Raw genomic sequence first — 26,613 nt, 5'->3', positions numbered from 1 at the left:
GGGCAGTAACCGCCGCGGCGCAGTACGGCTGGGCTGTGGGCCCCCTGGTGGAAACGGAGGGGCCCACAGCCGTACCGCGCCCGGTTCACATCCGGGCCTACGCCTCCTGGCCCGCCCCGGTGCCGTCCAGGTTCCGGTCGCGGACCATGGTGACCAGCAGAGCGCCACGGCCGCGGACCGCGCGGCCCGCTCCCCCGGACGCCCCGCCGGGTCGCCCTCACCGTCCGCCCCCAGGGGAGGCCGCCCGCAACCGGCCGCGGGGCGGGGACCGGAGCACCGCCGCCCGGCCCGTTCCGCCCCAAATGCCCGACCGGTGAATCGGTCCTATCGTGCAGGTATGGAGCATGCCCTGAGTCCCGCGACCCTCGCCGAGCTGCGCCGGCCCCGGCCCTACCCGGCCGTGTCCGTGCTGACGCCGACCCACCGCCGCAAACCCGACAACGCCCAGGACGCCGTCCGGCTGCGCAATGTGGTCGCCGAGGCGAAGAAGCGGCTGGAGGCCGATCCCGCCGTCACCCGAGAGCGTCGTACGGACGTCGTCGAACAGCTCGACCAGGCCCTCGCCGAGGTCGACCTCGCGCACACGGAGGACGGCCTGGCGATCTTCGCGGCCCCCGGCGAGCACCAGGTCTGGACGCTGGCCCGGACGGTGCCGGAGCGGGTGGTGGTCTCGGACACCTTCCTGACCCGCAATCTCGTGGCCGCCCAGGCCTCCGAGCGGCCGTTCTGGGTGCTGTCGGTCTCCGCCGACCGGATCACGCTGTGGAACGGCGGCCCCGAACGCGTCGTCGAGAGCCACGTCGGCGGCTTCCCGATGACCCGCAGCCTGGACGACCCCGACCCGGAACGGCAGGAACGGGTCGGCGACCTCCCCAGCACCTTCCGCGACGAACAGACCCGGCACTTCCTGCGCGACGCGGACACCGCGGTGAGCGCCCTCCTGCGCGAGCATCCGCGCACGCTGTACGTCACCGGGGAGACCGCCGCGCTGTCCCTGGTCGACGAGATCGGCACCGTCACCAGGAGCGCCGAACATCTCTCTCACGGCGGCCTGGCCCACGCCTCCCCCGACGCCGTGTGGCAGGCGGTCCGCCCCCTCGTCGCCGCCCACGACCGGAAGGTCGCCGACGGCGTGGCCGCGGAACTCGAAAACGCCCGCGGACGGAAGGACTTCGCCGCCGGCCTCGACGAACTGTGGCGCAGCGCGACCGAGGGCCGCGTGCGGATGCTGGCCGTCGAGGAGAACTACCGTGCCACGGTGCGCGACGACGGCGACCATCTCGTCCCGGCCGACAGCGGCGATCTCGACGCCCGCGAGGACATCGTCGACGAGATCGTCGAACAGTGTCTGGAGACCGGCGCCGAGGTGCGCTTCGTCACCGACGGCGCGCTCGCCGACAGCGAGCGGATCGCCGGGGTGCTGCGCTACTGACATACGGCCGACAATCCGACGAAGGATCGGGGCGTCGGTGTGAGGGGTGCGGAGCACATGAGTGGACTACTGGGTGTGGCAATTCTGGGTGCGGGCCACATGGGAGCCGACCACATACGGCGGCTCGACCGTGTGGTGAGCGGCGCCCGGGTCGCCGCGGTGGCGGACCCGGAGACCGGGCGGGCCAAGGACGCGGTGGCGGGCATCGACGGCGTCTTGGTGCACGCGGACGTCACCGCCGCGCTCGACGCGCCCGGTGTCGAGGCGGTACTGATCGCGTCGCCCGGCCCCGCGCACGAGGAGGCGCTGCTCGCGGCCTTCGAACGCGGACTGCCGGTGCTGTGCGAGAAGCCGCTGACGCCGGAGCCGGCCGGGGCGCTGCGGGTGGTGGAGGCCGAGGCCCGGCTCGGCCGGCGGCTGGCGCAGGTCGGTTTCATGCGCCGCTTCGACGCCGAGTACCGGCGCCTCAAGTCCCTGCTGGACAGCGGGCGGCTGGGGCGGCCGCTCATGCTGCACTGCGCCCACCGCAACGTCGCGTCGCCGCCCGGTTTCACCACCGCGATGCTGATCGACAGCTCCGTCTCGCACGAGATCGACGCGGCGCGCTGGCTGCTGGGGCAGGAGCTCACGGCTGTGACCGTGCTGCGGCCGTGGTCGTCCTCGCACGCTCCCGGCGGGCTCGCCGACCCTCAGTTCGTCCTGTTCGAGACCTCGCGTGGGGCGCTGGTGGACGTGGAGATCTTCGTCAACTGCGGCTTCGGCTACCAGGTGCGGTGCGAAGCGGTCTGCGAGGCAGGCAGCGCGCGGATCGGCGACGACCACACGATGGTCGTGACCGGCGCGGGCGGTGCGTACGAGGATGTGGCGCAGGACTATCTCGTGCGGTTCGCCGGTGCCTACGACCGTGAGGTCCAGGCCTGGGTGGACGCCGTCCGGGAGGGCCGGGTGGCCGGCCCCAGCGCCTGGGACGGCTACGCGGCGGCGGCCGTCGCCGAGGCGGGCGTCCGCGCGCAGGAGAGCGGCACCAGGGTGGCCGTCGATCTGGCCCCCCGTCCCGGTTTCTACGGCTGACGGGGCAGCCGTGGAGGGCCGGTGCCGAGGCGGTCCCTGAACGTCGGCCCTGGGCGTGGCCCCGCCCGGACGCTCTCGCACAGATGACTCTCGAACAGGCGACTGAGCGAGGTGTTCGCGCACCTCACGCGACCGTCAAATCACGTATCGTGCCTACGACTTGGGTCCAGGGAGAGGTATGCCATCAGGTGCAGGGGAAGCGGCCGTGAGGACGGCGGCATATGCCTGCTGCACGACCGCGCCGCGTGTTGCCGAATCCCTTACAGGGCGTCGCGCGCTGTGCGACAGTCGTGATGGTCCTGCCGTCGCCCTTGGTCGTACCGTCCCCCCATCGGAGTGCGTCATGCCCCCCCATCTCTCTGCGGACAGCCCCGCCCAGCCGCCCCCGAGCGGCACGGTCGACGCGCTCATCTCGCAGACGCGGCGGCTGCGCGGCGAGATGGACGCCGTCCGGCGTGACGCACCCGTCGACGGCACCGATCCCCACGGCCGCTGGCAGCGTGCCCTGTGCGACCTGGCGATGCACCAACTGGACGATCTCGACGAGCACTTGGCGCAACTGCGCGAGGGGCCGCCACCCGTCCCCGCCGAGCCGCAGACCACCCCGGCCGCGCCCACCACACCGCGGCGCGGTTCCCTGCTCAGCCGGGTGGGCAGCGCCGAATGGAATCTGCTGACGGACGAGGCGAGCTGGTCCGGTGAGCTGTACCAGATCCTCGGCCGCGACCCCGAGGCTCCCCCGCTCACTCTCGACGAACTCCCGGCCCTCGTGCACGACGAGGACCGGTCGATGCTGACGTCGCTGGTGACCGACTGCCTCATCGACGCGAAACCCATCGACGGGGAGTTCCGCATCCGGCGCCCCGACGGCGCTGTGCGGACCGTGCACATGATGGGCGAGCCCGTGCTCCACACCGACGGGAGCACCGCCTCGATGTGGGCCGTGCTGCGGGACGTCAGCGAACTGCGCAGAAGCCAGCGCACGGTGAGCGACACCCGGGAATCGCTGCAGCGCCAGCGGCACTTCGCCCAGACCGAGCGCCGGCTCGCGGCCGAACTGCAGGAGGCCGTGCTGCCGCCGTGGCGCGGTTGCCTGCGGCTGCCGAACCAGGGACCCGAAACGCTCGACCTCGCCGCACGGCATCTGCCGTCTGCCACGAGAACCCTGACCGGCGGCGACTGGTACGACGCGCTGGAACTGCCCTGCGGCGAGCATCTGCTGAGCGTCGGCGACCTCACCGGACACGGAGTAGCCGCGGCCTCGGGCACGGCAACCCTGCTCGGCGCCCTGCGCGGCATGGCGATGGCCGGCACCCGGCCCGGGCAACTCCTCTCCTGGCTCAGTCAGTTGCTCGACGTCACCGTCCAACCCGCACTCGGCAGCGCGGTCTGCTGCCGCTACCGGCCCGAGACGCGCACCCTGACGTGGGCGCAGGCAGGACACCCCGCCCCGCTGCTGTTCCGCAACGGAACGGGGTGCGTCCTCACGGCACCCGAAGGCGTGCTGCTCGGTGCGACCCCGGGCGCCGTCTACGGGCAGGCCGAGGAGACCCTCGAAGAGGGCGACCTGCTGCTCCTGCACACCGACGGACTGGTACCGGGGCACAGCGGAACGGCCGCCGTGCGAAGACTGCTCGACCTGGCCCCACGCCTGTGCGGAGCCCGCACGGCCCAGGACTGCCTCCGGGCGATCGTCGAGGAGTGCGGCGAGGCCGAACGCGAGGACGACGCCTGCGTGCTCGTCGCCAGAGTGGTGTCCTGACCCCGGCAGGTCACGCCCGGGAGCTGCCCCCCCGCGGCTTCAAGGTGCCCTTGGGCATGGACAGTTTGATCTCCTCGCGCAGGTCGTGGATCTTCGGGTAGCTGGAGTACTGCCCGGTGAGCCGGTACATCTCGCGCAGTCGGTCCCAGGTGCGCTGGGAGGAGTTGGCCCCCATCGACGTCAGAGCCAGCCGTGCGTAGCGGTCGGCCTGCTCCGGGTCGTCCGCGATGAAGCAGGCGGACGCCAGGGAGATGTGGTCGAAGATCTTCGAGCGCTCGCGGCCCGTCCCGCGCAGTTCGAGCGCCTCCTTCGCGTGCCGCTGCGCGGTGGCGGCGGCGGCGGGCTCGTGCTCCGCGAGGGTGCGGTAGGCGAGAGCCTGCATCCCGTGCATGTCCGCCTCGTCGAACATCTGCATCCAGCTCGGGGGCGGCACGTCCCCGCGGTCGGAGACGAAGAGGTCCTCCGCCTCGCCCAGGGTGCGCCGCATGGCCTGGCCCTTGCCCATCGAGGCCTGCGCCCAGGCCTCGATGGTGTGGAGCATGGCCCGGGTGCGCGGCAGCACCTCGTCACCCGACCCGGACTTGGCGAGCTTCATGAGGTCGAGTGCGTCGTCGGGGCGGCCCAGGTGCACCATCTGGCGGGCCGCCCGGGAGAGCGCCTCGCCGGCCCGGGGCCGGTCGCCGCCCTCGCGGGCCGCGTGGGCGGCGATGATGAAGTACTTCTGCGCCGTGGGCTCCAGGCCGACGTCGTGCGACATCCAGCCCGCGAGGACGGCGAGGTTGGCGGCGACGCCCCACAGGCGCCGCTGCAGATGGTCGGGGTGCCGGTAGGAGAGCATGCCTCCCACTTCGTTGAGCTGGCCCACCACGGCCTTGCGCTGCAGCCCGCCGCCGCGGGCCGCGTCCCAGGCCCGGAACACCTCGACCGAGCGCTCCAGTTCCTCGATCTCCTGGGACCCGATGGGGGCGGCCTCGTAGCGGTCGAACCCGGCGGGGTCGGCGTGCAGGGGGTGGTCGAGTTCCGGTGCGTCGGCGGAGAGGGCCGGATCGGTGTGCAGCCAGTCATGCATGGCACTGCTGAGTGCGGATCCCGCGGCGAGCGCGGCACCCGCGCCCACCAAGCCGCGTCGGTTGAGCATGAGGTCCATTCCCGTGAATTCGGTGAGGACCGCAGCCGTTCGGTCGGGCGCCCACGGCACTCCGTCGGGACCTTCCACGCTCCCGTCGCCCTGCCGTTTCCCTGCGCGCCCGTGCCGGACCAGGCCAAGGTCCTCGATGGTCACGACACGGCCGAGCCGCTCGGTGAACAGCGCCGCCAGCACCCGCGGCACCGGATCGCGCGGGATCTCTCCCATGTCGATCCAACGCCGCACCCGCGAGGTGTCGGTCGCCAGTTGGGGGTGGCCCATGGCCGCCGCCTGCCGGTTGACCAGCCTCGCGAGTTCGCCCTTGGACCAGCCGGCGAGGCCGAACAGGTCCGACAGGCGGGTGTTGGGTTGTCCGTTCACGTCAAGCCCCCAGGTTCTCGGCTGAAATCGACAGTAACCGCCTGTCAGTTGCTGAGCGACTATTCGCCAGGGTTCGCCAGGGTGCGCCAGATGGTGTGCCAGTGACCCCCGGGTGTCAGGTAGGAACGCGCCACCCCGACCCGGTTGCCGCTGGGGCACTCCCCAGGGTGCACCAGGGCCGCCGGGCGGGCAGCGCGGCAATTCGCAGGCACACGAAGGGATCTGTTTCGCCCATGTACACAGCATCGTCCTCCGTGTCCGCTCCGCCCCGGTCGCTTCACTCCCGCCCGGCGGGCAGCGGCCCCTACCTCGACCCGGCGCGCCAGGCGGCGGCTCCCGTGCTCGGCGCCGGCAGGACGCGGCGCGCACCGGGGCTCGGCCCCCAACCGCTCAGCGGACGACTCGACCTGTCCGGCCCCCAGGGCGCGCAGCTGCGCACGGCGATCGCGTCGGTGCACCGGATCTGTCCGGAGTTCGCGCCGGTGCAGGTGCTGCGTCGCAGCGGGCGTTCCGTGCTCCTGGTCGGTACGACCGGTCGCAGCACCGCCGTCGCCAAGTGCTTACTGGACCACTCCCCGATCTGGACGGAGCGGTTCCAGCACGAAATAGCTGCTTACCGCTCGTTCGTCCGGCACCGGCCGCCGGTCCGGGTGCCCCGGCTGATCGCGGCGGACCCCGACAACTGCACGCTGGTCATCGAGCGGATGCCCGGACGGGTCGCCGCGCTCCAGCGGCACCCGGTCGAGACCCCGCCCCGCGCGGACATCCGGGCGGCGCTGAGCGCGATCTGCCGGCTGAACGCGTGGCGGCCGCCGGCGGGCACCTTCCATGCCCCGCTGGACTACGCGGAGCAGATCTCCCGCTTCCATGAGCTGGGTCTGCTCACCGACCGGGACATGGGGGACCTGCAGAAGCTCCTGCACGGCATCGCGCACTCCACGGGACGCCACGGCATGGGCCAGTTCTGCCACGGCGACGCCCTCCTGTCGAACATGCTGCTCTCGCCGGCCGGTCCGGTGCTGGTGGACTGGGAGCACGCGGGCTGGTATCTGCCGGGGTACGACCTGGCGACGCTGTGGGCGGTCCTCGGTGACGCTCCCATGGCCCGGCGGCAGATCAGCCAGCTCGCGCAGTCGGCGGGGCCCGCGGCGCGCGACGCCTTCCTGGTCAACCTGATGCTGGTGCTGACCCGCGAGATCCGCACCTATGAGACGGCCGTGCAGCGTTCGATGCACGACACGACCCCGGCGGCACCGGGACCGGCCCATTCGGGTGCTGCGCCGTCCGGCGAGGAACAGCGGCTGCTGCTGAGGCGGCTGCACGACGACTGTCAGATGGCCCGCAAGGCCGTTCGAGCGGCGGTCGGCACTCGCTGACGGGGATGGCGGTCCGCGGTGCGCCCGGGACATCGGCGCACCGCGGGCCTTCGTCATGTCCGGGGCCGTATGCGCGGGCCATTGGTCCATTCCACTGACGCCCCGCAGGCCGCCCCACCGCCGCCACGAAACCCCCTTCGACCGCCGCTGACATGGGAAATGCCGTCCACCTGGGCATGATTGACGGATCGTCGAGGAGCGGGTACCACTGACGCACGTCGGGCCCGCCCCACCCACCGCGCCCGACCGTCCCAGGAGGCCGCTTTGCGAGGAACCGCCACCGAACCCGACGCCCCTGGCGTATCAGGACGCGCGCGCAGGACGGCGGTCGCGGTCGCCTCGGCCGCCCTGCTGCTGCCCCTGCTCGGCGCCGCCCCGTCCGGCACCCCGGCACCTGCGTCCCCCGGGAACCTGCGGAGCGCCTTCGCCGCCGCGGCGGCCGAGTACCGGGTGCCGCAGAGCGTGCTGCTCGGCGTCTCCTACCTCCAGTCCCGCTGGGACACGCACGACGGAGCACCGAGCGTCTCGGGCGGCTACGGCCCGATGCACCTCACGGATGCCCGTACCGCGCTCGCCGAGACCGCGCGGCGGCACCACTCCGAGGGCACGGAGGACGCCCGCGGCGACAGTTCACGCGCGCCCCGGCTGCCCGGCACGAAGGTGCCCGCGAGCACCGAACTGCCCGCCCGCCTCAAGACGCTGGCCAAGGCGTCCGAGCTGACCGGCCTCCCGGCCGAGCGGCTCCGGACGGACGCGGCCGCCAACGTGGCGGGCGGCGCCGCGCTGCTCGCCGCCGCCCAGCGGCAGCTGGGTGAGCCGCTGAGCGCCGACCCGGCCGACTGGTACGGCGCGGTCGCCCGCTTCTCGGCCGCGGACGACACCGCGACCGCCGCGGCCTACGCCGACGACGTGTACGACGTCATCCACGAGGGCGCGCGGCGCACCACCGACACCGGGGAGAGCGTGACGCTGGCCGCCGACCCGGCGCTGCGGCCCGACACCGCACAGTTACGGGCCGCCGGCCTGCGCACCGTCTCCGCGGACGGCACGGAATGCCCGTCCACGGTGTCCTGCGAGTGGATCCCGGCGCCGTACGAGGAGTTCGGCGACGGCGACTACGGCAATCACGATCTGGGGGACCGGCCGGCGTCCCAGCGCATCGAGTACATCGTCGTCCACGACACGGAAGGCGCCTGGGACGGCGTCCTCACCATGGTCCAGGACCCCACCTACGTGTCCTGGAACTACACGCTGCGCTCGACCGACGGTCACATCGCCCAGCACGTCAAGGCCGAGGACGTCGCCTGGCACGCGGGCAACTGGTTCGTGAACGCCGAGTCGATCGGCCTGGAGCACGAGGGGTTCCTCGCCTCGCCGGACGCCTGGTACACGGAGGCGATGTACCGCGCGTCGGCGCGGCTGGTGACGTATCTCGCCAGGAAGTACGACATCCCGCTGGACCGCCAGCACATCCTCGGGCACGACAACGTGCCCGGTCCCACGGCGTCGACCGTCCCTGGCATGCACACGGACCCCGGCCCCTACTGGGACTGGCAGCACTACTTCGCGCTGATGGGCCGGCCCTTCCACCGCACGGCCAAGGCCGACGCCAAACTGGTGACCGTGCTGCCGAAGTACGACAGGAACCAGCCGGTGTACACGGGCTGCGTCACGAAGGGCGAGCCCTGCGCGGCCCACGGCTCCAGCGAGGTACGCCTCCACAGCCTGCCGGACGACACCTCACCCCTGATCAAGGACATCGGTCTGCGTCCCGGTGGAGGCGACTCGACGACCGACGTGAACGACATCGGCTCACGGGTCTCCACCGGCCAGCGGTACGCGGTGGCCGGCCGTGACGGTGACTGGACGGCGATCTGGTACCTGGGGCAGAAGGCCTGGTTCAGGAACCCGAAGAAGCAGCCCACGGCCGTTCCGGCCGCGGGCCGGGTGGCCACGCCCAGGGCCGGGCTCACGGAGGTTCCCGTCTACGGGCGCGCGTACCCGGAGAAGGAGGCCTATCCGGCGGGCGTGCCCGTCCAGGCCGTCTCCCCGCTGCCGTACAAGCTCCTCGCGGGCCAGCGCTACGCGGTCGGCGGCAGGGTGGCCGGGGAGTACTTCTACGCGCCGACCTTCGACACGGCCCCGCACCGCGTCGTGATCGGCAAGGACATGTACTACGAGATCCAGTTCGGCCACCGGGTGGCGTTCGTCCGGGCGGCGGACGTGGAGGTGTTGGGCTCGGCCTCGTAGCGGCGCCGTGCGCGAGTGGGGCCGATGGCGGAAGACCGCCCCGCGGGGCTCAGCCCTGCTGGAAGAGTTCCGCGGGGAGCGGCTTCAGCAGCGCGTACAGGTCGTCGGTGATGGGCCGGTCCCAGGCGGCGATGGTCACCAGGACCTTGTCGCTGCGGTCGAACTGGACGCAGGAGATGCGGCTCTCGGACAGCTTGAGGCGGCGCACGATCAGCAGGTTGTCCCCCTGCATCACCGGCATGTCCTCGGTCCCGACGACGGTGACCTCCTCCTCGTTCTCCAGCGCGAGGAGGAGCTGGGCGACCTCGAAGGGGATCTCGTCCTCGGCGATGTCACGGGCCGGGGAGCCCTCCGGCAGATTGCCGATGATCATCGCGGGGCCGCGCCCGCCGAACAGGTCGTAGCGCAGGAAGACGCCCTGGCAGCTGCCGTCGGGGGCGGGAAGCAGGCCCGCGCCGAGATTGCCCGGCCAGTCGCCCGGGTCCATGGCCAGAACATCGAAGTCGGGCCCGGCGGGTGTGGCGCTGCGGCGGCGGAGGAAGGACATGCCGCCATGGTACGTGCCCGGGCGGGTGCCGGGCCCTGCGGGCGCCGGCACCGGGCGGTCCCGGAGGGCTCTCAGGATCGGCGGCTTCCTGTGCCGCCCCGCCTGTCACCGCGCGCAGCCTCCGCGTCGCGTGGCCCGCGGCCGGCTCGGCTTGTGCTCAGGAGCACCCTCGCCGGGCCGGGGCCCCCTCCCGGGCGGCAGGAGGGGGCGGCTCGCCAACCCCGCGGGCAGCCCGTACTCAGGTGAGGTCGAACTCCCCTTCACGGGCTCCGGAGACGAAGGCGCCCCACTCCGCGGGCGTGAAGATCAGTGAAGGGCTCCGCGGGCGGCCGCTGTTGCGCATCGCGATGAAGCCTTCGACGAAAGCGATCTGGACGTCTCCCCGTCCTCGGCTGCTGGACTGCCACTCCGCCTTGCTGAGATCCAGCTCCGGCTTGTCCCAGCCCGCGAGCGGGTGCTGCTCGATGGTGCTTTCGGCCACGTCCGTGCTCCTCCCGGTTCGTCGTCCGCCGCCAGCCTAGCGAGCGGTTCCGGCGGCGGACAGGCCACGTCGCAGGGACGGCGTCAGGAGAGAGGGGGCGCGGACCCGACCAGCCACATCGAGAAGAACTGGGATCCGCCTCCGTAGGCGTGCCCCAGCACCCGGCGGGCCCCCTCCACCTGGTGCTCTCCCGCCTGCCCGCGCACCTGGAGTGCCGCCTCCGCGAAACGGATCATGCCGGAGGCGCCGATCGGATTGGTGGAGAGCACCCCGCCCGACATGTTGACGGGCAGGTCGCCGTCCAGTTCCGTCACGCCGGACTCGGTGAGCTTCCAGCCCTCCCCCTCGGCGGCGAACCCGAGGTTCTCCAGCCACATCGGTTCGTACCAGGAGAAGGGGACGTACATCTCGACGGCGTCGATCTCCCGGCGCGGGTCCGCGATGCCCGCCTGCCGGTAGACGTCGGCCGCGCAGTCCTTGCCCGCCCGCGGGGACACGAAGTCCTTGCCGGCGAAGAGAGTCGGTTCGCTGCGCATCGCACCGCCGTGCAGCCAGGCCGGCGGACGGGGCGAACGGGCCGCGCCCGCACGGTCGGTGAGGACCATCGCGCATGCCCCGTCGGAGGACGGGCAGGTCTCCGAGTAGCGGATCGGGTCCCACAGCATGGGCGAGGCCTGGACCTTCTCCAGGGTGATGTCGTGCTCGTGCAGGTGCGCGTACGGGTTCTTCAGCGCGTTTCGGCGGTCCTTGTAGGCGACGAGCGAGCCGACGGTGTCGGGGGCGCCCGTGCGCCGCATGTACGCGCGGATGTGCGGGGCGAAGAAGCCGCCCGCCCCGGCCAGCAGCGGCTGCTGGAAGGGGATCGGCAGCGACAGGCCCCACATGGCGTTCGACTCGGACTGCTTCTCGTAGGCCAGGGTCAGGACGGTGCCGTGGACCCGGCCGGCGACGAGGTTCGTGGCGACGAGTGCTGTCGATCCGCCCACGGAGCCCGCCGTGTGCACCCGCAGCATCGGCTTGCCGACGGCGCCGAGCGCGTCGGCGAGGTACAGCTCGGGCATCATCACGCCCTCGAAGAAGTCGGGCGCCTTGCCGATCACGACGGCGTCGATGTCGGCCCAGGTCAGCTCGGCGTCGTCGAGCGCCCGCCGCGCGGCCTCCCGGACCAGGCCGGCCTGGGACACGTCCCGCCGGGCGGCCACGTGCTTGGTCTGGCCGATGCCTACGACGGCCACGGGCTCCTTGCTCATCGGGGATCCCCTTCGAGGACGGCGACCAGGTTCTGCTGGAGGCAGGGCCCGGACGTGGCGTGGGCGAGCGCCCGGCCGGACTCCCCGCGGTGGACGCGGGCGGCGGCCTCGCCGATGCGGATGAGCCCGGCCGCCATGACGGGATTGGCGGCGAGTGCGCCCCCGGACGGGTTCACCGTGACGTCCTCGCCGAGCCGCAGCGCCTTGCGCAGGACCACCTCCTGGGAGGTGAACGGAGCGTGCAACTCAGCTGTGTCGACGGGCCGTTCGAAGGCTCCGGCCCGCTCGGCGGCGAGCCGCGCCGACGGCGAGTCGGTCAGGTCGCGCACCCCGAGTGCGTGGGCCTCGATGCGGTGGTCGATGCCGCGGATCCAGGCGGGCCGCTCGCAGAGCTCGCGGGCCCGCTCCCCGGCGGCGAGGATCACGGCCGCGGCTCCGTCACCGACGGGCGGGCAGTCGCCGGTCCGCAGCGGCCGTACAACGTAGTCGCCGTGCGGCACCGAACCCCTCAGCTGCGCATGGGAGTTGGCGGTCGCCGACGCGCGGCTGCGGGACGCGACGCCGGCGAGCGCGGCTTCGTCGGTCTCCCCAGCGTCGATGAGCGCCCGCGCCTGGAGCGCGGCGAGCGCGACCGAGTCCGGCCACAGGGGCGCCACGTAGTACGGGTCGAGCTGCCGGGTCAGGACGTCGCGGACGGAGCCGGGTGACGACTTCCCGAACCCGTACACGAGCGCGGTGTCGGCGTCGCCGGTCAGCAGCTTGGTCCATGCCTCGTACAGCGCCCACGCGCCGTCCATCTCCACGTGCGACTCGGAGATCGGCGGCCAGGCGCCCACCCCGTCGAGCGCCATGGTGAAGGAGAAGGCGCGGCCCGCGAGGTAGTCCGAGGAGCCGGAGCAGGTGAAGTCGATGTCGCCGGTCCTCAGTCCGGTGCGGTCGAGGACGTCGTGGAGGACCGGGATGAGCATTTCGACCTCGGAGAGCTCCTCGCTGGTGCGCCGGTGGACGGTCTGCCCGAAGGCGACGACGGCGATCTCCCGCATCACAGCAGCTCCTTGTACGCCTCGTAGTCCGCGTCGGGCTCGCCGGTGGGCCGGTAGTGGTCGGGGTAGCGGCCGCCCTCCGTCCACACCGGTTCGACCCGCAGCCCCATGCGCACCTGGTCGTAGGGGATGCCGCCGATGCGCCCGTGCAGCGCGAGGTCGGCGCCGTCGAGGGCGATGTGCCCGTAGACGTAGGGGACTTCGATGTCGAGGTTCTTCGCCTTGATGTTGACGATGCAGTACGTGGTGAGCGTGCCGCGGGGGCCCGTCTCGACCTGTTCCGACGTGGCGACTCCGCAGGTGGGGCACGCGCCCCTGGGCGGGACGTACACCTTGCGGCAGGAGGGGCAGCGCTCGCCGACCGTCCGCCGCCCGGCGAGGGCGTTGATGTGGGCGGACTGGGCGCGGCCGGGCGAGTAGACGTAGTCGAGGCGGGCGGGGGCGACGATGCCGGTCACCATGTCGTCGAAGCGGCCGTCGTGGGCGCGGAGTCCGGACGGCTCGCCGGGGCCGTCGGCGGCGTCCGTCCCGTCGTGCGGTTCGAAGCAGGCGATGTCCGTGATGGCGCCGGAGCGTTCCCCGGCCCAGCGGACGCGGACGCGCATGCCGGTGTGCACGGCGTCGGGGCCCGGGGCGTCGAGCGCGTGCAGGAGGGCGGTGTCCGCGCCGTCGAGCCGGACCAGCACCCAGGCGAACGGTGTGTCCAGGGGCTGGCCGCGGCGTGGCGCGTGGTTCCAGGCCCAGGTGGTGACGGTGCCGGTGGGGGCGACCTCCACGAGGTCGCGTATCTCCTCGGCCGTCACGGGGTCGTACTCGACGGGCGGGACGAGGGTCCTGCCGTCCGCGGTGCGCACACCGAGCACGACACGCTCGCGCAGGCCGGTGAGGAAGGCGCTCTGGACGGGACCGAGCGAGCGGGTGAAGGGGAATTCGAGGACCAGGGGGGCTTTGAGGACTTCGGGCATCCGCAGGGCTCCTTCCGGGGGTCGGGCGCGCCGCGTTCTCCTGCCGGAGGTCAGGCGCGCCGGTAGACGGGCGGGCGCTTCTCGGTGAAGGCCCGGGAGCCCTCCTTGGCGTCGGCGGTGCCGAAGACCGGTCGGCCGCGGGCGAGTTCGGCCGCGAGACCGTCGGTCTCGCTCAGGTCGCCGCACTCGTACACGGACGCCTTCACGGCCTCGACGGCCAGCGGACCGCAGGCGTTGATCCGCTCGGCGATCTCCAGGGCCCGCGCCAGCGCGGTCCCGTCGGGCACGACGTGGCCGATCAGGCCGATGCCGGCGGCCTCCGGGGCCGTGTACGGGCGTCCCGTGAGCAGCATCTCCAGGGCGTGGGTGCGCGGGATCTGGCGCGGCAGACGGACGGTGGACCCGCCGATCGGGAACAGGCCGCGCCTGACCTCGAAGAGCCCGAAGGTCGCCGACTCGCCGGCCACCCGGATGTCGGTTCCCTGGAGGATCTCCGTGCCGCCCGCGACGCAGTGCCCCTCGACGGCGGCGATCACCGGTTTGCGGGGGCGGTGGTGGCGCAGCATCGCCTTCCAGTGCAGGTCCGGGTCCTCCGTCAGCCGGTCCCGGTACTGCTGCCCGTCCATCCCCTTGCCCGCCAGTGCCTTGAGGTCCATTCCGGCGCAGAACGCGCCGCCCGCCCCGGTGAGGACGATCGAGCGGACCGCGTCGTCCTCGTCGGCCTCCAGCCAGCCGTCGTACAGGCCGACCAGCATCGGCAGCGAGAGCGCGTTCTTGGCCTCGGGCCTGTTGAGCGTGAGCACCAGTGTGGCGCCCTCGCGCCGCACGGTGAGGTGTTCCGTCCCGCCCATTGCCGTCCTCCCGTCTCAGGAACGAGAACAGGTTGCAGGAGGCGCCGGGCCAGTACAAGGGTTTTCTGACAGTCAGTCAGATTCTTTCCGCCCCGGCCCTTCCCAGTCGGGTCCCCCTTTGCTCTGATGACCGTCGAGCCGATGGATACCGGTCGCGCCCGGGGTCAGGAGGAGCGGTGGAGTACAACCTTGCCGACCTGTTCGAGTCGGTCGTCGACGTGGTCCCCGACCGCGAGGCCCTCGTGTACATCGACCACCCCGGCACCGGTGCGGAGCGCCGTCTGACCTACGCGGAGCTGGACGCCGCCGCGAACCGCGTCGCCCACCACCTGATGGACAGCGGCGTCCGCCCCGGGGAACACCTCGGGCTCCACCTGTACAACGGGGTCGAGTACGTCCAGACCGTGCTGGCCTGCCTCAAGGCACGGATCGTGCCGGTGAATGTCAACTACCGTTATGTAGAAGATGAGTTGGTGTACCTCTACCGGGACGCGGATCTCGTGTCCCTGGTCTACGACGCGGAGTTCACCGACCGGGTGGCCGCGGCACTGCCCCGCACGCCGGCGCTGCGGCACCTCGTCCGGGTGGGCGGGACGGGCCCCGGCGCCGCCGCGTCCCCAGGGGTGGACTTCACGGATGCCGAGGCCGCCGGCTCCCCGGAGCGGGGATTCCCGCCGCGCTCGGCGGACGACCAGTTCATCATCTACACGGGCGGCACGACCGGCATGCCCAAGGGGGTGATGTGGCGGCAGGAGGACCTGTTCTTCTCCGGTCTCGGCGGCGGCGCCCCGACGGGAGAACCGGTCTCGGCACCGGAGGAACTCGCCGAGCGGGTCGCGGCGGGCGGCGAGGGCATCACGTTCTTCCCCACTCCCCCGCTGATGCACGGCACGTCCACCCTCACCGCGTTCATCGGGTTCAACTTCGGCCAACGCGTCGTCATCCACCGCAAGTTCGCGCCCGAGGAGGTCCTGCGCACCATCGAGAAGGAACGGGTCACCAGCGTGTCGCTGGTCGGCGACGCGATGCTGCGTCCGCTGATCGACGCGCTCGGCGGGCACATGAAGGGCACCGACTGCTCGTCCCTGTTCACCGTGTCCTCGTCCGGGGCGATCATGTCGGAGACGGTCCGCGAGCAGTTCCAGGCGCTCGTCCCGACCGTGCTGCTGCTGAACAACTTCGGGTCGTCGGAGTCCGGGTTCAACGGCACGGCGACACCCGACTCGGGCCCGGAGAAGGGCTTCCGGGTGCGCGTCAACTCGCGTACCCAGGTGGTGGATCCGGCCACGCACGAACCGGTCGCCGCCGGTGAGCCCGGACGCGTCGCGCAGCGCGGCCACGTGCCGCTCGGCTACTACAACGACCCGGAGAAGACCGCCGAGACGTTCTTCCGGAAGGACGGCGAGCGGTGGGTGCTCCTCGGCGACATGGCGACCGTCGACGAGGAGGGCGTCGTCACCGTCCTCGGCCGGGGCTCCCAGTGCATCAACACCGGCGGCGAGAAGGTCTACCCGGAAGAGGTCGAGCAGGCCCTCAAGTCCCACCCGGACGTCTACGACGCGCTGGTCGCCGGGGTGCCCGACGCGACGTGGGGGAATCACGTGGCCGCCGTGGTCCAGTTGCGCCGGGGTGCGGAGCGACCGTCCCTTGAGGACATCCAGACGCACTGCCGCTCCCGGCTCGCGGGGTACAAGGTGCCGCGGCAGCTGGTGATCGCGGAGGCCATCCAGCGGTCGCCGAGCGGCAAGGCCGACTACCGGTGGGCGCGTGCCGTCGCGGTGCGGGCGGACCGCTAGCGCTGGACGGGTCGCGCGAAGCAGCTGACAGGGAGCCCGGCGCAATCTTTGCGCGGGGTTGACCGTGCGTGTTGAACTGCGGGTGAAGGGCGGCCGTACGAAGGGTGGCGGTCCCGGCCCACGGGGCGGATCCGCCGCGTCATCACGGGCTTCGTACGGAAGGACCATCGCGTGTCGCACATCACGCGCTCGCCGCAGCAGCCGGACCCCGGCACGGAGGCGGCTGCCGCCGGGCCGAGGGCGGCGGACGACACCGCCGCCGGGCCGGACGCCGGCACAGCCGTCCCCGAGCCTACGGCCGCGGGTGCCGGCACGCCCGAGAAGCCCGCCGAGGGCACCGACGGTGCACGGGCGGAGGCGGAACCCCCGGCAGGGGCGGGCGCATCCGACGGACGGGATCCCTCCGCGGGCGAGGATGCCGAAGACCGCCCGGTCGGCGGAGATCGTCCCACGCCCGACCGCACGGAGGCGGCTCCGGGCGACGGCACCCCGGACGCAGAGGACCCCGCCGCGCGCGACACGGCCGCCCCCTCCGCCGCCGGCGACGACGCCCCCGACGCCGGGGAACCCGCCCCGGGCGGGGCGACCGACCGGCCCTCGGAGGCCGCCCCGGGCGACACCGCCCCCGACGCCGGGGAACGCACTGCGGATGAAGGGGGCGGCCGGGCCTCGGACGGTGACGCTCAGGGACCCCCCGCTGCCGCCCCCCGCGTCCGCGCCGGCTGGTGGGGCTGGCGACTCACGTACCCGCGGGCAGCCCGCGCCGTGACCATCGCCACCACGGTCCTGTCCGTCGCGCTCGTGCTCTTCGCCCTCCTCGTACCGAACCACCTCGACCGCCTCACCGCCGGCGCCTTCCTCCGGATCCCGGCCGAGGGAATCCTCCTCGCCGGGCTGCTGCTGGTGCTGCCGCCGCGGGCGAGACGGATCGTCGCCGTGATCGCGGGCGCGGGCCTCGGCCTGCTGACCGTCCTCAAGTTCGTCGACATGGGCTTCTACTCGGTGCTCGACCGGCCCTTCGACCTGGTTCTCGACTGGATCCTGTTCGACGACGCCGCACAGTTCCTGAAGGAGTCGGTCGGGCGGACCGGCGCGCTGCTCGCCGTGATCGCGGTCGTCGCCCTCGTCCTGGCCCTGCTCGTCCTGGTGGCCCTCGCGGTCGTGCGGCTGAGCACTCTGCTGGCCGGGCACCGGCAGGCCGCCGCCCGGACCACCCTCGTCCTCGGCACCGCCTGGATCACCTGCGTGACGCTCGGCGTGCAGGTCACGGAGGTGCCGGTCGCCGCCAAGCTCGACGCCAACCTGCTCCAGAACCGCGCGCACCAGGTCCGCGCCGGTATCAGGGACGGCCGGGTGTTCGCCCGGCAGGCGAGCGTCGACGCCTTCGCCGACACCCCGCCCGACCAGCTGCTGACCGGGCTGCGCGGCAAGGACGTCCTGTTCACGTTCATCGAGAGTTACGGGCGGTCGGCGATCGAGGACCCGGCGATGGCCGAGCAGGTCGACGCCGTGCTGAAGGACGGCAGCAGCTCGCTGAAGGCGGCCGGGTTCTCGTCGCGCAGCGGCTGGCTGAAGTCGCCGATCGCCGGTGCGGGCAGCTGGCTGGCCCACTCCACGTTCCTGTCCGGCCTGTGGATCAAGAACCAGCAGCGCTACCGGAGCCTCACCTCCAGCGACCGTGGGACCCTGACCAGCTATTTCCAGAAGACCGGCGCCTGGCGCACGGTCGGCATCGTGCCGGGTGTCCGCCGCGCCTGGCCGGAGGGCAAGTTCTTCGGCCTCGACCACATCTACGACTCCGAGCACCTCGGCTACGAAGGCCCGTACTTCAGCTGGACGCCCGTACCGGACCAGTTCAGCCTGGAGGCCTTCGAGCGGCTGGAGCACGGCAGGAAGGACCGCGAGCCGATGATGGCGGAGATCATCCTGGCCTCCAGCCACAACCCCTGGGCGCCCGTCGCCCGCATGGTCGACTGGAACGACCTCGGCGACGGGTCGCTCTTCGAGCAGATCAAGAAGGAGGGCAAGGACCCGAAGGAGGTCTGGAAGAACCCGGACGACGTGCGCACCGAGTACCGGAAGGCCATCGAGTACTCGCTGCACAGCCTCATCGGGTACGTGGAGCGGTACGGCGACGAGAACACGGTGCTCGTCTTCCTCGGCGACCACCAGCCCAACCCCACGGTGACCGGCAGCGGTGCGGGCAAGGACGTGCCCGTCACCGTCGTCGCGCACGATCCGAAGGTGCTGGAGAAGATTTCCGGCTGGAACTGGACGGAGGGACTGAAGCCCGCCGAGGACGCACCGCGGTGGGGCATGGACAAGTTCCGCGACCGGTTCATGACGGCGTACGGCCCCCACCCCGACGCGGCCCCGGCCCCCTGACCCGGCCGCCTGTCCCCGCGCGTGCCCTCGGGGACAGGCACCGCAGACACCTTGACGACCCGCCCGGCCCCTGAATTACTGATCCGGAACAGCTCGACCGAATGATCGGTCGCCCGGAATGATGCGGTTGTCGAGGGAGAAGTCCCATGGCGGATTCCACGGACTCCAGGGTCCCCACGGACACGAACCACCTGGACACGGGTGAGCGGCTCGACACGGAGGCGCTGCAGGCCCTGCAGACGGAGCGGCTGCGGGCCTCGCTGCGGCACGCGTACGAGAACGTGCCCTTCTACCGTGCGTCCTTCGACCGGGCGGGGCTGCGTCCCGACGACTGCCGCTCCCTCGCCGATCTGGCCCGGTTCCCGTTCACCACGAAGGCGGATCTGCGCGAGAACTACCCGTACGGGATGTTCGCCGTGCCGCAGGACCGCGTCCGGCGCCTCCACGCGTCGAGCGGCACGACCGGGCGGCCCACGGTCGTCGGGTACACGGAGAACGACCTGTCCATGTGGTCCGACATGGTGGCGCGTTCGCTGCGGGCCGCGGGTGCCCGTCCCGGTGACATCGTGCATGTGGCGTACGGGTACGGTTTGTTCACCGGTGGCCTCGGCGCGCACTACGGCGCCGAGCGGCTCGGCTGTACGGTGATCCCCGCGTCCGGTGGGGTGACGGCACGTCAGGTCCAGCTGATCCAGGACCTGAAGCCGCGGATCATCATGGTGACCCCCTCGTACATGCTGACTCTCCTGGACGAGTTCGAACGGCAGGGAGTGGATCCGCGGGGCACCTCGCTCCGGGTGGGCGTATTCGGCGCCGAGCCGTGGACCGAGGAGATGCGGCGCGAGATCGAGGAGCGGTTCGCCATCGACGCGGTCGACATCTACGGCCTGTCGGAGGTGATCGGTCCCGGGGTCGCGCAGGAGTGCGTGGAGACCAAGGACGGCCTGCACGTCTGGGAGGACCACTTCTATCCCGAGGTCGTCGACCCCGTCACGGGCGAGGTGCTGCCGGACGGCGCGGAGGGGGAGCTGGTGTTCACCTCGCTCACCAAGGAGGCGATGCCGGTGATCCGTTACCGGACAAGGGACTTGACGCGTCTGCTGCCCGGTACGGCGCGGGTGTTCCGCCGGATGGAGAAGGTCACCGGCCGCAGCGACGACATGGTCATCCTGCGCGGCGTCAACCTCTTCCCCACGCAGATCGAGGAGATCGTGCTGCGCACGCCGGGCGTCGCACCGCACTTCCAGCTGCGCCTGACCCGGGAGGGCCGCCTCGACGCGCTCACGGTACGCGCCGAGGCCCGGTCCGGCGTCTCCCCCGAGACCCGCGAGGCGGCGGCACGGGCGATCGCGGCGGCCGTGAAGGACGGCATCGGGGTGACGGTGACCGTGGAGATCGTCGAACCGGAGTCGCTGGAGCGGTCGGTGGGGAAGATCAAGCGGATCGTCGACCTGCGTCCCCGGTAGGGGGCACCTGCCAGGGACGCCCGCCAGGAGGGAGTCGGCTTCGCCACCGGCGCCCCGGGTCCCACCGGTCCCGCGGTCACACTGGTCCCGCGTCCCGCCGGTCACGAGGCCGCAATGGACGCGACCGCGGGGCGGGGGTTGCGAACGTCGGCGGGCGCCGGTGCGTCACAGAGGTGGCTGCGGGTGTCACCCTTCACCGGTCAGCCTCCGCTCGCACCGTCACCCTGGGGGATCCATGCGTGAGAACACCCGGCGCACCGTCGATCTGCTGCTCGTGCTCGCCCTGTGCACCGTCACAGCCGGTGCCGCAACCGGCTGCGGGAGTGAGCGGGCGGGTGGCTCCGGCCGGGCGCACGAGTCGCCGGTCCGCGCCCGCAAGGTCGCCGAGGCCTGGGACGGTTCCGAGGCGGCCGAGGCGTGGCGGAAGGGCTTTCACCCGGTGGGGGACCTCGTCCAACTGCCTGAAGGCGCCTTCCGCAGCGACGCCGACAAGCGCGCGTACGCCACCGGGAACTTCGTCCTGAACGGCGACCTCCCCGACGCGCCGCGGAAGGAGGGACGGGTGGAATGGAAGAGCGGGGGCTCGTCCACCCTGCCGCTGTTGGACGCCCGGAAGGCGTACGCGCAGGTGGCGCTCGGGAGCTACGACGGGCCGCACCTCAGCGTGACCGGGGCGGAGCTGGGCGAGATGACGCTGGCCACCAGCCGGGGCCCGGCGACCGTCCCGGCCTGGCTGTTCGCCGTGCAGGGCTACGACACGCCGCTCAGGCAGGCGGCGCTCGGCGGCGGCTCCGCGAAGGTGCCCGAGTCCCCGATCGGGCCCGCGGGAGAGACGCCCACCGACGAACTGACAGCGCTCGGCGGCCTGGTCGGGGTGGCCCGGGACGGGCGGTCGGTCACGGTGACCGCCACTCACGGGTCCTGCGACGACGGGCCCGCGGTGGCCGTGCTGGAGACGAAGGGCAGCGTGGTGCTGTCCGCGTCCGTCGTGGGCGCGAAGGAGGGTCCCTGCACGGCCGATCTGCACTCCGAGGAGCTGACGGTCAGCCTCGGCCGGCCCCTGGGCGACCGGATCCTGCTGGACGCGTTCACGGGCCGGCCGGTGACCGACGACGAGCGCCAGGGCGGTGCCGGGAGCGGGAGCTGAGGTCAGGCGCCGGAGAACCGGTCGCGCAGTTCCCGTTTCAGGATCTTGCCGCTGGCGTTGCGCGGCAGCTCGTCCACGAACAGGACGCGCTTGGGCGCCTTGAAGTGGGCGAGCCGCTCCCGGGCGTGGGCGAGCAGTTCGTCCTCGGTGACCTCGCCGCGCGGGACGACGACCGCGGTGACGGCCTCGATCCAGCGCTCGTCCGGCAGGCCGATCACCGCCACCTCCGCGACCCGCTCGTGCGTGTACAGCGCGTCCTCGACCTGACGCGAGGCGATGAGGACGCCACCGGAGTTGATGACGTCCTTGACCCGGTCGACGACGGTGAAGTACCCGGCGGCGTCCCGCACCGCGAGGTCCCCCGAGTGGAACCAGCCGTCCCGGAAGGCGTCCGCCGTCTCCTCCGGCTTGTCCCAGTAGCCCTCGCACAACTGCGGGGAGCGGTAGACGACTTCGCCCGGTTCACCGTCGGGCGCGTCCTTGCCCGACTCGTCGACGACGCGTGCCTCGACGAAGAGCACCGGACGCCCGCAGGAGTCCATCCTTCCCTCGTGCTCGCCGGGACCCAGGACCATGGCGAGCGGCCCGATCTCGCTCTGTCCGAAGCAGTTGTAGAACGCCAGCTTCGGCAACCGCTTCCGCAGGCGCTCCAGGACGGGCACCGGCATGATCGACGCGCCGTAGTAGGCCTTGCGCAGACCGCTCAGATCGCGGGTGGCGAAGTCGGGACGGTTCGACAGGCCGATCCACACCGTGGGCGGCGCGAACAGGCTGTCCGCGCGGCCCGCCTCGACCAGGTCGAGGATCTGCCCGGGGTCGGGCGCGTCGAGGACGACGTTCTCGGCGCCGACCGCGAGGTACGGCAGCAGGAACACATGCATCTGCGCCGAGTGGTAGAGCGGCAGCGAGTGCACGGGCCGGTCCCCGGCCTGCAGGTCGAGAGCGGTGATCGCGCTCAGGTACTCGTGCACCAGCGCCCGGTGGGTCATCATCGCGCCCTTGGGCAGCGCGGTCGTGCCCGAGGTGTACAGCAGCTGCGTCAGGTCCTCGCCGCGCGGCTCGGGACCGTCGTACGGGGCGGCCGTGGCGAGCCGGGCGAGCAGCGAGTCGTCCGTGTCGCGCAGGGGCAGGATCCGGGTGCCGGCGGGCAGGTTCGCGGCGAGGTCCCGGTCGGCCAGCACGAGGCCGCAGCCGGCCTGGCCGACGATGTACGCCAGGTCGTCACCGGTCAGGTTCTGGTTGACCGGTACGTGCACGAGTCCGGAGCGGGCGCAGGCCAGGAAGCCGATCAGATAGGCGTCGGAGTTGTGGCCGTAGGCGCCGACCCGGTCGCCGCGCTCCAGGCCGGCGTCGAGCAGGACGCTCGCGGCGCGGGAGACGGCCTCGTCGAGTTCCGCGTAGGTCCAGGACCGGTCGCGGTAGTGGACCGCGACCCGTGCGGGAGTGCGGCGGGCGCTGCGCCGCAGCACCCCGTCGACCGTGGCGCTTCGTCCCGCCGTCATGACCTGCTCCTTCGTCCGCGGTGCCCTGGCGTGATCCTCGTCGGGCCGTGCGACCGGGGTCAAGCATCCGGCGCCGTCCGCGGGCCGGAACCGCCCGGCGGGAAGTCCCGGCCGACCCGGGCCGCGGCCCGGGCGACTGTCCGCGGACGGCACGGAGCAGTCCCGGTGCGATGCCGGCGAGCGGTGGTGTGCGCTCAGTTGTTGCGGCCCCGCTCCCGGCGTTCGACACTGGTGGTAAACACGGCCGCGTGACTCGAAATGCGAGATGTTCGCACCGAGGAGTGATCGCCATGGCCGAGCCTCAAGCACCTCCGCTCACCGTCGTACGACCTGGGGAGGGGACCGAGGTCGACATCGGGCCGATCGGGGTGGTCTTCAAACTCTGGGGTGCCGACACCGGCGGCGCGCTGTCGGTCGTGGAACACCCGTTTCCCGTCGGCGCGCTCGTGCCGGCCCATCTGCACACGCGGGAGGACGAGTACTCCATCGTGACCGAGGGCGAGATCGGTTTTCGTTCCGGCGACCGCGAGGCCGTCCTCGGCCCCGGCGGGTACATCACGAAGCCGCGCGGCGAGCTGCACACCATGTGGAACGCCGGATCGGTCCCGGCCCGCATGATCGAGGTCATCTCCCCCGCCGGCTTCGAGCACTTCTTCCGCGAACTGGGCGAATTGGTGTCCTCCGGGCCACCCGAGCCCGACGCCCTCGCCGGGCTCGCCAGGAACTACGGCCTGGAGTTCGGCCGGCCGGCATGGCTGCCGGGCATCGTCGAGCGGTTCGGGCTCACTCCGCCGCCGGGCACGGAGCAGCACTGAGCCGTACCCGCGGCTGCGACGGCTGCGCAGGGGACCGGGCCACGGCCGCCGCGTCCCGGGTCACACGGCCCGGATGCGCCCTTCCCAGTAGGGGTCGCGCAGCCGCCGCTTGTACAGCTTCCCGTTGGGGTCGCGCGGCATCGTCGCGATGAAGTCGACGCTCTTGGGACGCTTGTATCCGGCGAGCCGGCGCGTGCAGTGCGCCAGGATGTCGGCGGCGAGGGTCTCGGTCGGTTCGTGGCCGGGGGCGGGCTCGACCACGGCCTTGACCTCCTCGCCCCAGTCGTCGTGCGGGATCCCGAAGGCGGCGGCGTCCGCGACGGCGGGATGGGCGAGCAGTTCGGACTCGATCTCGGCGGGGTAGATGTTGACGCCCCCCGAGATGATCATGTCGATCTTGCGGTCCCGTAGGAAGAGGTAGCCGTCCTCGTCGAGACATCCCAGGTCGCCGACGGTGAAGAAGTCGCCGATGCGGTTCGCCCTCGTCTTGGTCTCGTCCTTGTGGTACGAGAACCCGCCGGTGCTCATCTTCATGTAGACGGTGCCGAGTTCACCCGCGGGCAGCCGGTTGCCGTCGTCGTCGAAGATCGCCAGTTCGCTGATGGGCCACGCCCTGCCGACCGTGCCGGGCTTCTTGAGCCAGTCCTCGGCGGTGGCGAACGCACCCCCTCCCTCACTGGCCGCGTAGTACTCCTCGACGCTGTGGCCCCACCACTCGATCATGGCCCGTTTCACGTGGTCGGGGCAGGGGGCCGCGCCATGGATGGCGTGCCGCATCGACGAGACGTCGTAGCGCGCCCGGACGTCTTCGGGCAGGGCCAGCAGCCGGTGGAACTGGGTGGGGACCATGTGGGTGTGCGTGCACCCGCAAGTGTCGATGAGGCGGAGCATCTCCTCGGGCGTCCACTTGTCCATCAGCACCAGGCGGTGGCCGATGTGCAGCGAGGCGCCCGCGAACTGGAGCACCGCCGTGTGGTAGAGCGGCGAGCAGACCAGGTGCACGTTGTCGTCGAACGGCTTGATGCCGAAGATGCCGAGGAAGCCGCCGAGGTAGGTCTCCTCGGGCAGCTTGCCAGGGAGGGGGCGGCGGATGCCGCGGGGGCGGCCCGTGGTGCCCGACGTGTAGTTCATGACCCAGCCGAGGGTGCGGCCGTCGGGGGACGACTCGGGTTGCGCTTCGAGGAGTTGGGCGTAGGGCCGGAAGCCGCGGACGTCCCCGACCGCGTACCGGTGGGTCGCCGGCAGCGCCGCCTCGTCGGCGGCGTGACGCGCGGCGTCGGCGAACCGCTCGTGCGCGATGAGCACCTTGGCGCCGGAGTCGGAGACGATCCAGGCGATCTCGGGCCCGACGAGGTGGTGGTTGACGGGGACGAGGTAGAAGCCGGCCTGTGAGGCGGCCAGGTACGCGGTGAGGAACTCGACGCCGTTGGGCAGGACGACGGCGAAGGAGTCGCCTCGTTCGAGTCCCGCGGCGCGCAGCCCGTGGACCAGTCGGTTGACGCAGGCGTGCAGGCGTCCGGCGGTCCACTCCTCGCCGCCGGGAGCGACCAGGACGGTGCGCCGCGGGTCTGCGGCCGCCTGGGCCCAGAAGCCGTTGGGGGGCGGGTTCATGGCCTCGCTCACGACTGGGTGCTCCTTCCCGCGATGCGGTTGACGCGGTCGACGGCCTGCTCGAAGCCGCGGGTGAGGTCGTCGAAGACGGCCTGGACACTGCGTTCGCTGTTCATCCGCCCGACGATCTGTCCGACGGGGGTGCCGAGGAGCGGTTCCACCTCGTACCTCTGGATCCGGGAGAGCGCCTCGGCGACCAGCAGGCCCTGGAGGGGCATGGGGAGGGTGCCCGGACCGTTCGGGTCGTCCCAGGCGTCCGTCCACTCCGTGCGCAACTGCCGCGCGGGCTTGCCGGTCAGGGCGCGGGAGCGGACCGTGTCACCGGACCCGGCGGCGAGCAGCTTCCGCGTCACCGCACGGGAGTGCATGTCGGCCTCCGTGGTGGTCAGCCAGAGGGAGCCCAGCCACGCGCCCTGGGCGCCGAGCGCGAACGCGGCCGCCACCTGCTGCCCGCTGCCGATGCCGCCGGCGGCGAGGACGGGCAACGGGTCCACGGCGTCGACGACTTCGGGGGTGAGCACCATCGAGGCGATCTCCCCGGTGTGGCCGCCCGCCTCGTAGCCCTGCGCGACGACGATGTCGATGCCCAGCTCGGCGTGCTTGCGCGCGTGCCGGGCACTGCCCGCGAGAGCGGCGACGAGTACGCCCCGGTCGTGGGCGCGCTCGACGACGTCGGCGGGCGGTGAGCCGAGGGCGTTGGCGAGCAGTTTGATCGGGTGGCGGAAGGCGACGTCGAGCTGGTCGCGGGCGACCTGCTCCATCCACCCGGTGATGCGCCAGCCGGACGCCTCCCCCTCGGCGAGTTCCGGCACGCCGTACTTGGCCAGGGTGTCGTTGACGTACTGCCGGTGCCCCTCGGGGATCATCGCCTCGACCTCGGCCTCGGTGACGCCCTCGACCTTCTTGGCGGGCATGACGACGTCGAGGCCGTAGGGCTTCCCGTCGACGTGGGCGTCGAGCCAGTCGAGGTCTCTTTCGAGGTCGTCGGGGGCGGTGTAGCGGACCGCGCCGAGCACACCGAAACCGCCGGCTCTGCTGATCGCGGCGGCGACGGCGGGGAACGGCGTGAAGCCGAAGATGGCGTGCTCGACTCCCAGTGTGTTGCTCAGCTCCGTCTGCATGGCCGCAGGATGCCGCAGCCGCGTGGACAGGGGAAGGACTTTTCTGATGCTCCGTCAGATTTCTGGATGTGCTTCCGACACTCCCCGGCAGGGTTGACACACCCCACCGGCTGACAGGAAAGTTTCACCGCGCGGGGCGGGACCGGAAAGATTCTTTCAGGCGGCGCGGGCAGGAGGCTCTCGGTGACCGAAGACGCAGCGAGCGACGGGCACGGCGGACTGACCCGTCGTCAAC

The 26,613-nt window shown here is 72.1% G+C and carries 20 protein-coding genes; 10 read left to right on the top strand and 10 right to left on the bottom strand.

Annotated elements, in window-relative coordinates; translation table 11 throughout:
• Positions 1-337 precede the first annotated feature (337 nt).
• The 3 genes from AC0ZLC_RS07415 (at position 338) to AC0ZLC_RS07405 (ending at position 4,265) form a co-directional block, all read left to right on the top strand.
• Positions 338-1,432, top strand: a complete 1,095-nt coding sequence (locus AC0ZLC_RS07415) for a baeRF3 domain-containing protein (protein ID WP_476751074.1) — start codon at positions 338-340, stop codon at positions 1,430-1,432.
• A 57-nt stretch (positions 1,433-1,489) separates the two neighbouring features.
• On the top strand, positions 1,490-2,503 hold the full coding sequence (locus tag AC0ZLC_RS07410) for a Gfo/Idh/MocA family protein (RefSeq protein WP_476751073.1): 1,014 nt from the start codon (positions 1,490-1,492) through the stop codon (positions 2,501-2,503).
• A gap of 343 nt (positions 2,504-2,846) precedes the next feature.
• Positions 2,847-4,265 carry a PP2C family protein-serine/threonine phosphatase gene (locus tag AC0ZLC_RS07405; RefSeq protein ID WP_476751072.1) on the top strand — a complete coding sequence of 473 codons (1,419 nt, stop codon included), beginning with the start codon at positions 2,847-2,849 and terminating at the stop codon, positions 4,263-4,265.
• A 10-nt stretch (positions 4,266-4,275) separates the two neighbouring features.
• On the opposite strand, the gene AC0ZLC_RS07400 is transcribed toward AC0ZLC_RS07405, so the two are convergent.
• Positions 4,276-5,772: a DNA-binding protein NsdB gene (locus tag AC0ZLC_RS07400; protein WP_476751071.1), complete on the bottom strand. Its 1,497-nt coding sequence runs from the start codon at positions 5,770-5,772 to the stop codon at positions 4,276-4,278.
• A 233-nt stretch (positions 5,773-6,005) separates the two neighbouring features.
• On the opposite strand from AC0ZLC_RS07400, the gene AC0ZLC_RS07395 reads away from it, so the two are divergent.
• Both AC0ZLC_RS07395 and AC0ZLC_RS07390 read left to right on the top strand, forming a co-directional pair.
• Positions 6,006-7,148, top strand: a complete 1,143-nt coding sequence (locus AC0ZLC_RS07395) for an aminoglycoside phosphotransferase family protein (protein WP_476751070.1) — start codon at positions 6,006-6,008, stop codon at positions 7,146-7,148.
• Positions 7,149-7,412: 264 nt separating this feature from the next.
• Positions 7,413-9,398: an N-acetylmuramoyl-L-alanine amidase gene (locus AC0ZLC_RS07390; protein ID WP_476751069.1), complete on the top strand. Its 1,986-nt coding sequence runs from the start codon at positions 7,413-7,415 to the stop codon at positions 9,396-9,398.
• Positions 9,399-9,447: 49 nt separating this feature from the next.
• Here AC0ZLC_RS07390 and AC0ZLC_RS07385 read toward each other — a convergent pair whose 3' ends face one another.
• The 6 genes from AC0ZLC_RS07385 to AC0ZLC_RS07360 all read right to left on the bottom strand — a co-directional run bounded on the left by AC0ZLC_RS07385 (position 9,448) and on the right by AC0ZLC_RS07360 (position 14,535).
• Positions 9,448-9,945 (bottom strand): hypothetical protein, encoded by a 498-nt coding sequence (locus AC0ZLC_RS07385; RefSeq protein WP_476751068.1) that lies wholly within the window; start codon positions 9,943-9,945, stop codon positions 9,448-9,450.
• A gap of 238 nt (positions 9,946-10,183) precedes the next feature.
• The gene (locus tag AC0ZLC_RS07380) at positions 10,184-10,426 is read right to left on the bottom strand and encodes a DUF397 domain-containing protein (protein ID WP_352201341.1); all 243 of its coding nucleotides are present in this window, start codon (positions 10,424-10,426) and stop codon (positions 10,184-10,186) included.
• Positions 10,427-10,509: 83 nt separating this feature from the next.
• The gene (locus AC0ZLC_RS07375) at positions 10,510-11,676 is read right to left on the bottom strand and encodes a thiolase domain-containing protein (protein ID WP_476751067.1); all 1,167 of its coding nucleotides are present in this window, start codon (positions 11,674-11,676) and stop codon (positions 10,510-10,512) included.
• Complete coding sequence (locus AC0ZLC_RS07370; RefSeq protein ID WP_476751066.1) at positions 11,673-12,719, bottom strand: thiolase domain-containing protein; 1,047 nt, start codon at positions 12,717-12,719, stop codon at positions 11,673-11,675. Before AC0ZLC_RS07370 ends, AC0ZLC_RS07375 begins: the two co-directional genes overlap by 4 nt.
• Positions 12,719-13,684 carry a Zn-ribbon domain-containing OB-fold protein gene (locus AC0ZLC_RS07365; protein ID WP_476751065.1) on the bottom strand — a complete coding sequence of 322 codons (966 nt, stop codon included), beginning with the start codon at positions 13,682-13,684 and terminating at the stop codon, positions 12,719-12,721. Before AC0ZLC_RS07365 ends, AC0ZLC_RS07370 begins: the two co-directional genes overlap by 1 nt.
• Before the next feature lie 50 nt (positions 13,685-13,734).
• Positions 13,735-14,535, bottom strand: a complete 801-nt coding sequence (locus tag AC0ZLC_RS07360; protein ID WP_476751064.1) for a crotonase/enoyl-CoA hydratase family protein — start codon at positions 14,533-14,535, stop codon at positions 13,735-13,737.
• Positions 14,536-14,711: 176 nt separating this feature from the next.
• Between AC0ZLC_RS07360 and AC0ZLC_RS07355 the strand changes: the two genes are divergently transcribed.
• The 4 genes from AC0ZLC_RS07355 to AC0ZLC_RS07340 all read left to right on the top strand — a co-directional run bounded on the left by AC0ZLC_RS07355 (position 14,712) and on the right by AC0ZLC_RS07340 (position 21,329).
• Positions 14,712-16,331 carry an acyl-CoA synthetase gene (locus AC0ZLC_RS07355; RefSeq protein WP_476751063.1) on the top strand — a complete coding sequence of 540 codons (1,620 nt, stop codon included), beginning with the start codon at positions 14,712-14,714 and terminating at the stop codon, positions 16,329-16,331.
• 171 nt (positions 16,332-16,502) lie between these two features.
• Positions 16,503-18,716, top strand: coding sequence for a sulfatase (locus tag AC0ZLC_RS07350; RefSeq protein ID WP_476751062.1), 2,214 nt, complete (start codon positions 16,503-16,505; stop codon positions 18,714-18,716).
• Between the two features lie 146 nt (positions 18,717-18,862).
• A complete protein-coding gene (paaK, locus tag AC0ZLC_RS07345; RefSeq protein ID WP_476751061.1) occupies positions 18,863-20,182 on the top strand; it encodes a phenylacetate--CoA ligase PaaK in 1,320 nt (439 codons plus the stop codon).
• A gap of 235 nt (positions 20,183-20,417) precedes the next feature.
• Entirely contained in the window at positions 20,418-21,329 is a 912-nt protein-coding gene (locus AC0ZLC_RS07340) for a hypothetical protein (RefSeq protein ID WP_476751060.1), read from the top strand.
• Positions 21,330-21,331: 2 nt separating this feature from the next.
• On the opposite strand, the gene AC0ZLC_RS07335 is transcribed toward AC0ZLC_RS07340, so the two are convergent.
• Entirely contained in the window at positions 21,332-22,831 is a 1,500-nt protein-coding gene (locus tag AC0ZLC_RS07335; RefSeq protein ID WP_476751059.1) for an acyl-CoA synthetase, read from the bottom strand.
• 290 nt (positions 22,832-23,121) lie between these two features.
• Here AC0ZLC_RS07335 and AC0ZLC_RS07330 point away from each other — a divergent pair, with 290 nt between their 5' ends.
• Positions 23,122-23,646 (top strand): cupin domain-containing protein, encoded by a 525-nt coding sequence (locus tag AC0ZLC_RS07330; RefSeq protein WP_476751058.1) that lies wholly within the window; start codon positions 23,122-23,124, stop codon positions 23,644-23,646.
• Between the two features lie 60 nt (positions 23,647-23,706).
• Here AC0ZLC_RS07330 and AC0ZLC_RS07325 read toward each other — a convergent pair whose 3' ends face one another.
• Complete coding sequence (locus AC0ZLC_RS07325) at positions 23,707-25,257, bottom strand: acyl-CoA synthetase (protein WP_476751201.1); 1,551 nt, start codon at positions 25,255-25,257, stop codon at positions 23,707-23,709.
• A gap of 8 nt (positions 25,258-25,265) precedes the next feature.
• Positions 25,266-26,378, bottom strand: a complete 1,113-nt coding sequence (locus AC0ZLC_RS07320) for a nitronate monooxygenase (protein WP_476751057.1) — start codon at positions 26,376-26,378, stop codon at positions 25,266-25,268.
• Positions 26,379-26,613: the final 235 nt, after the last annotated feature.

It is taken from the genome of Streptomyces sp. GLSS-08, from assembly GCF_056387915.1.
This window is presented reverse-complemented; position numbering and strand designations above follow the sequence as displayed.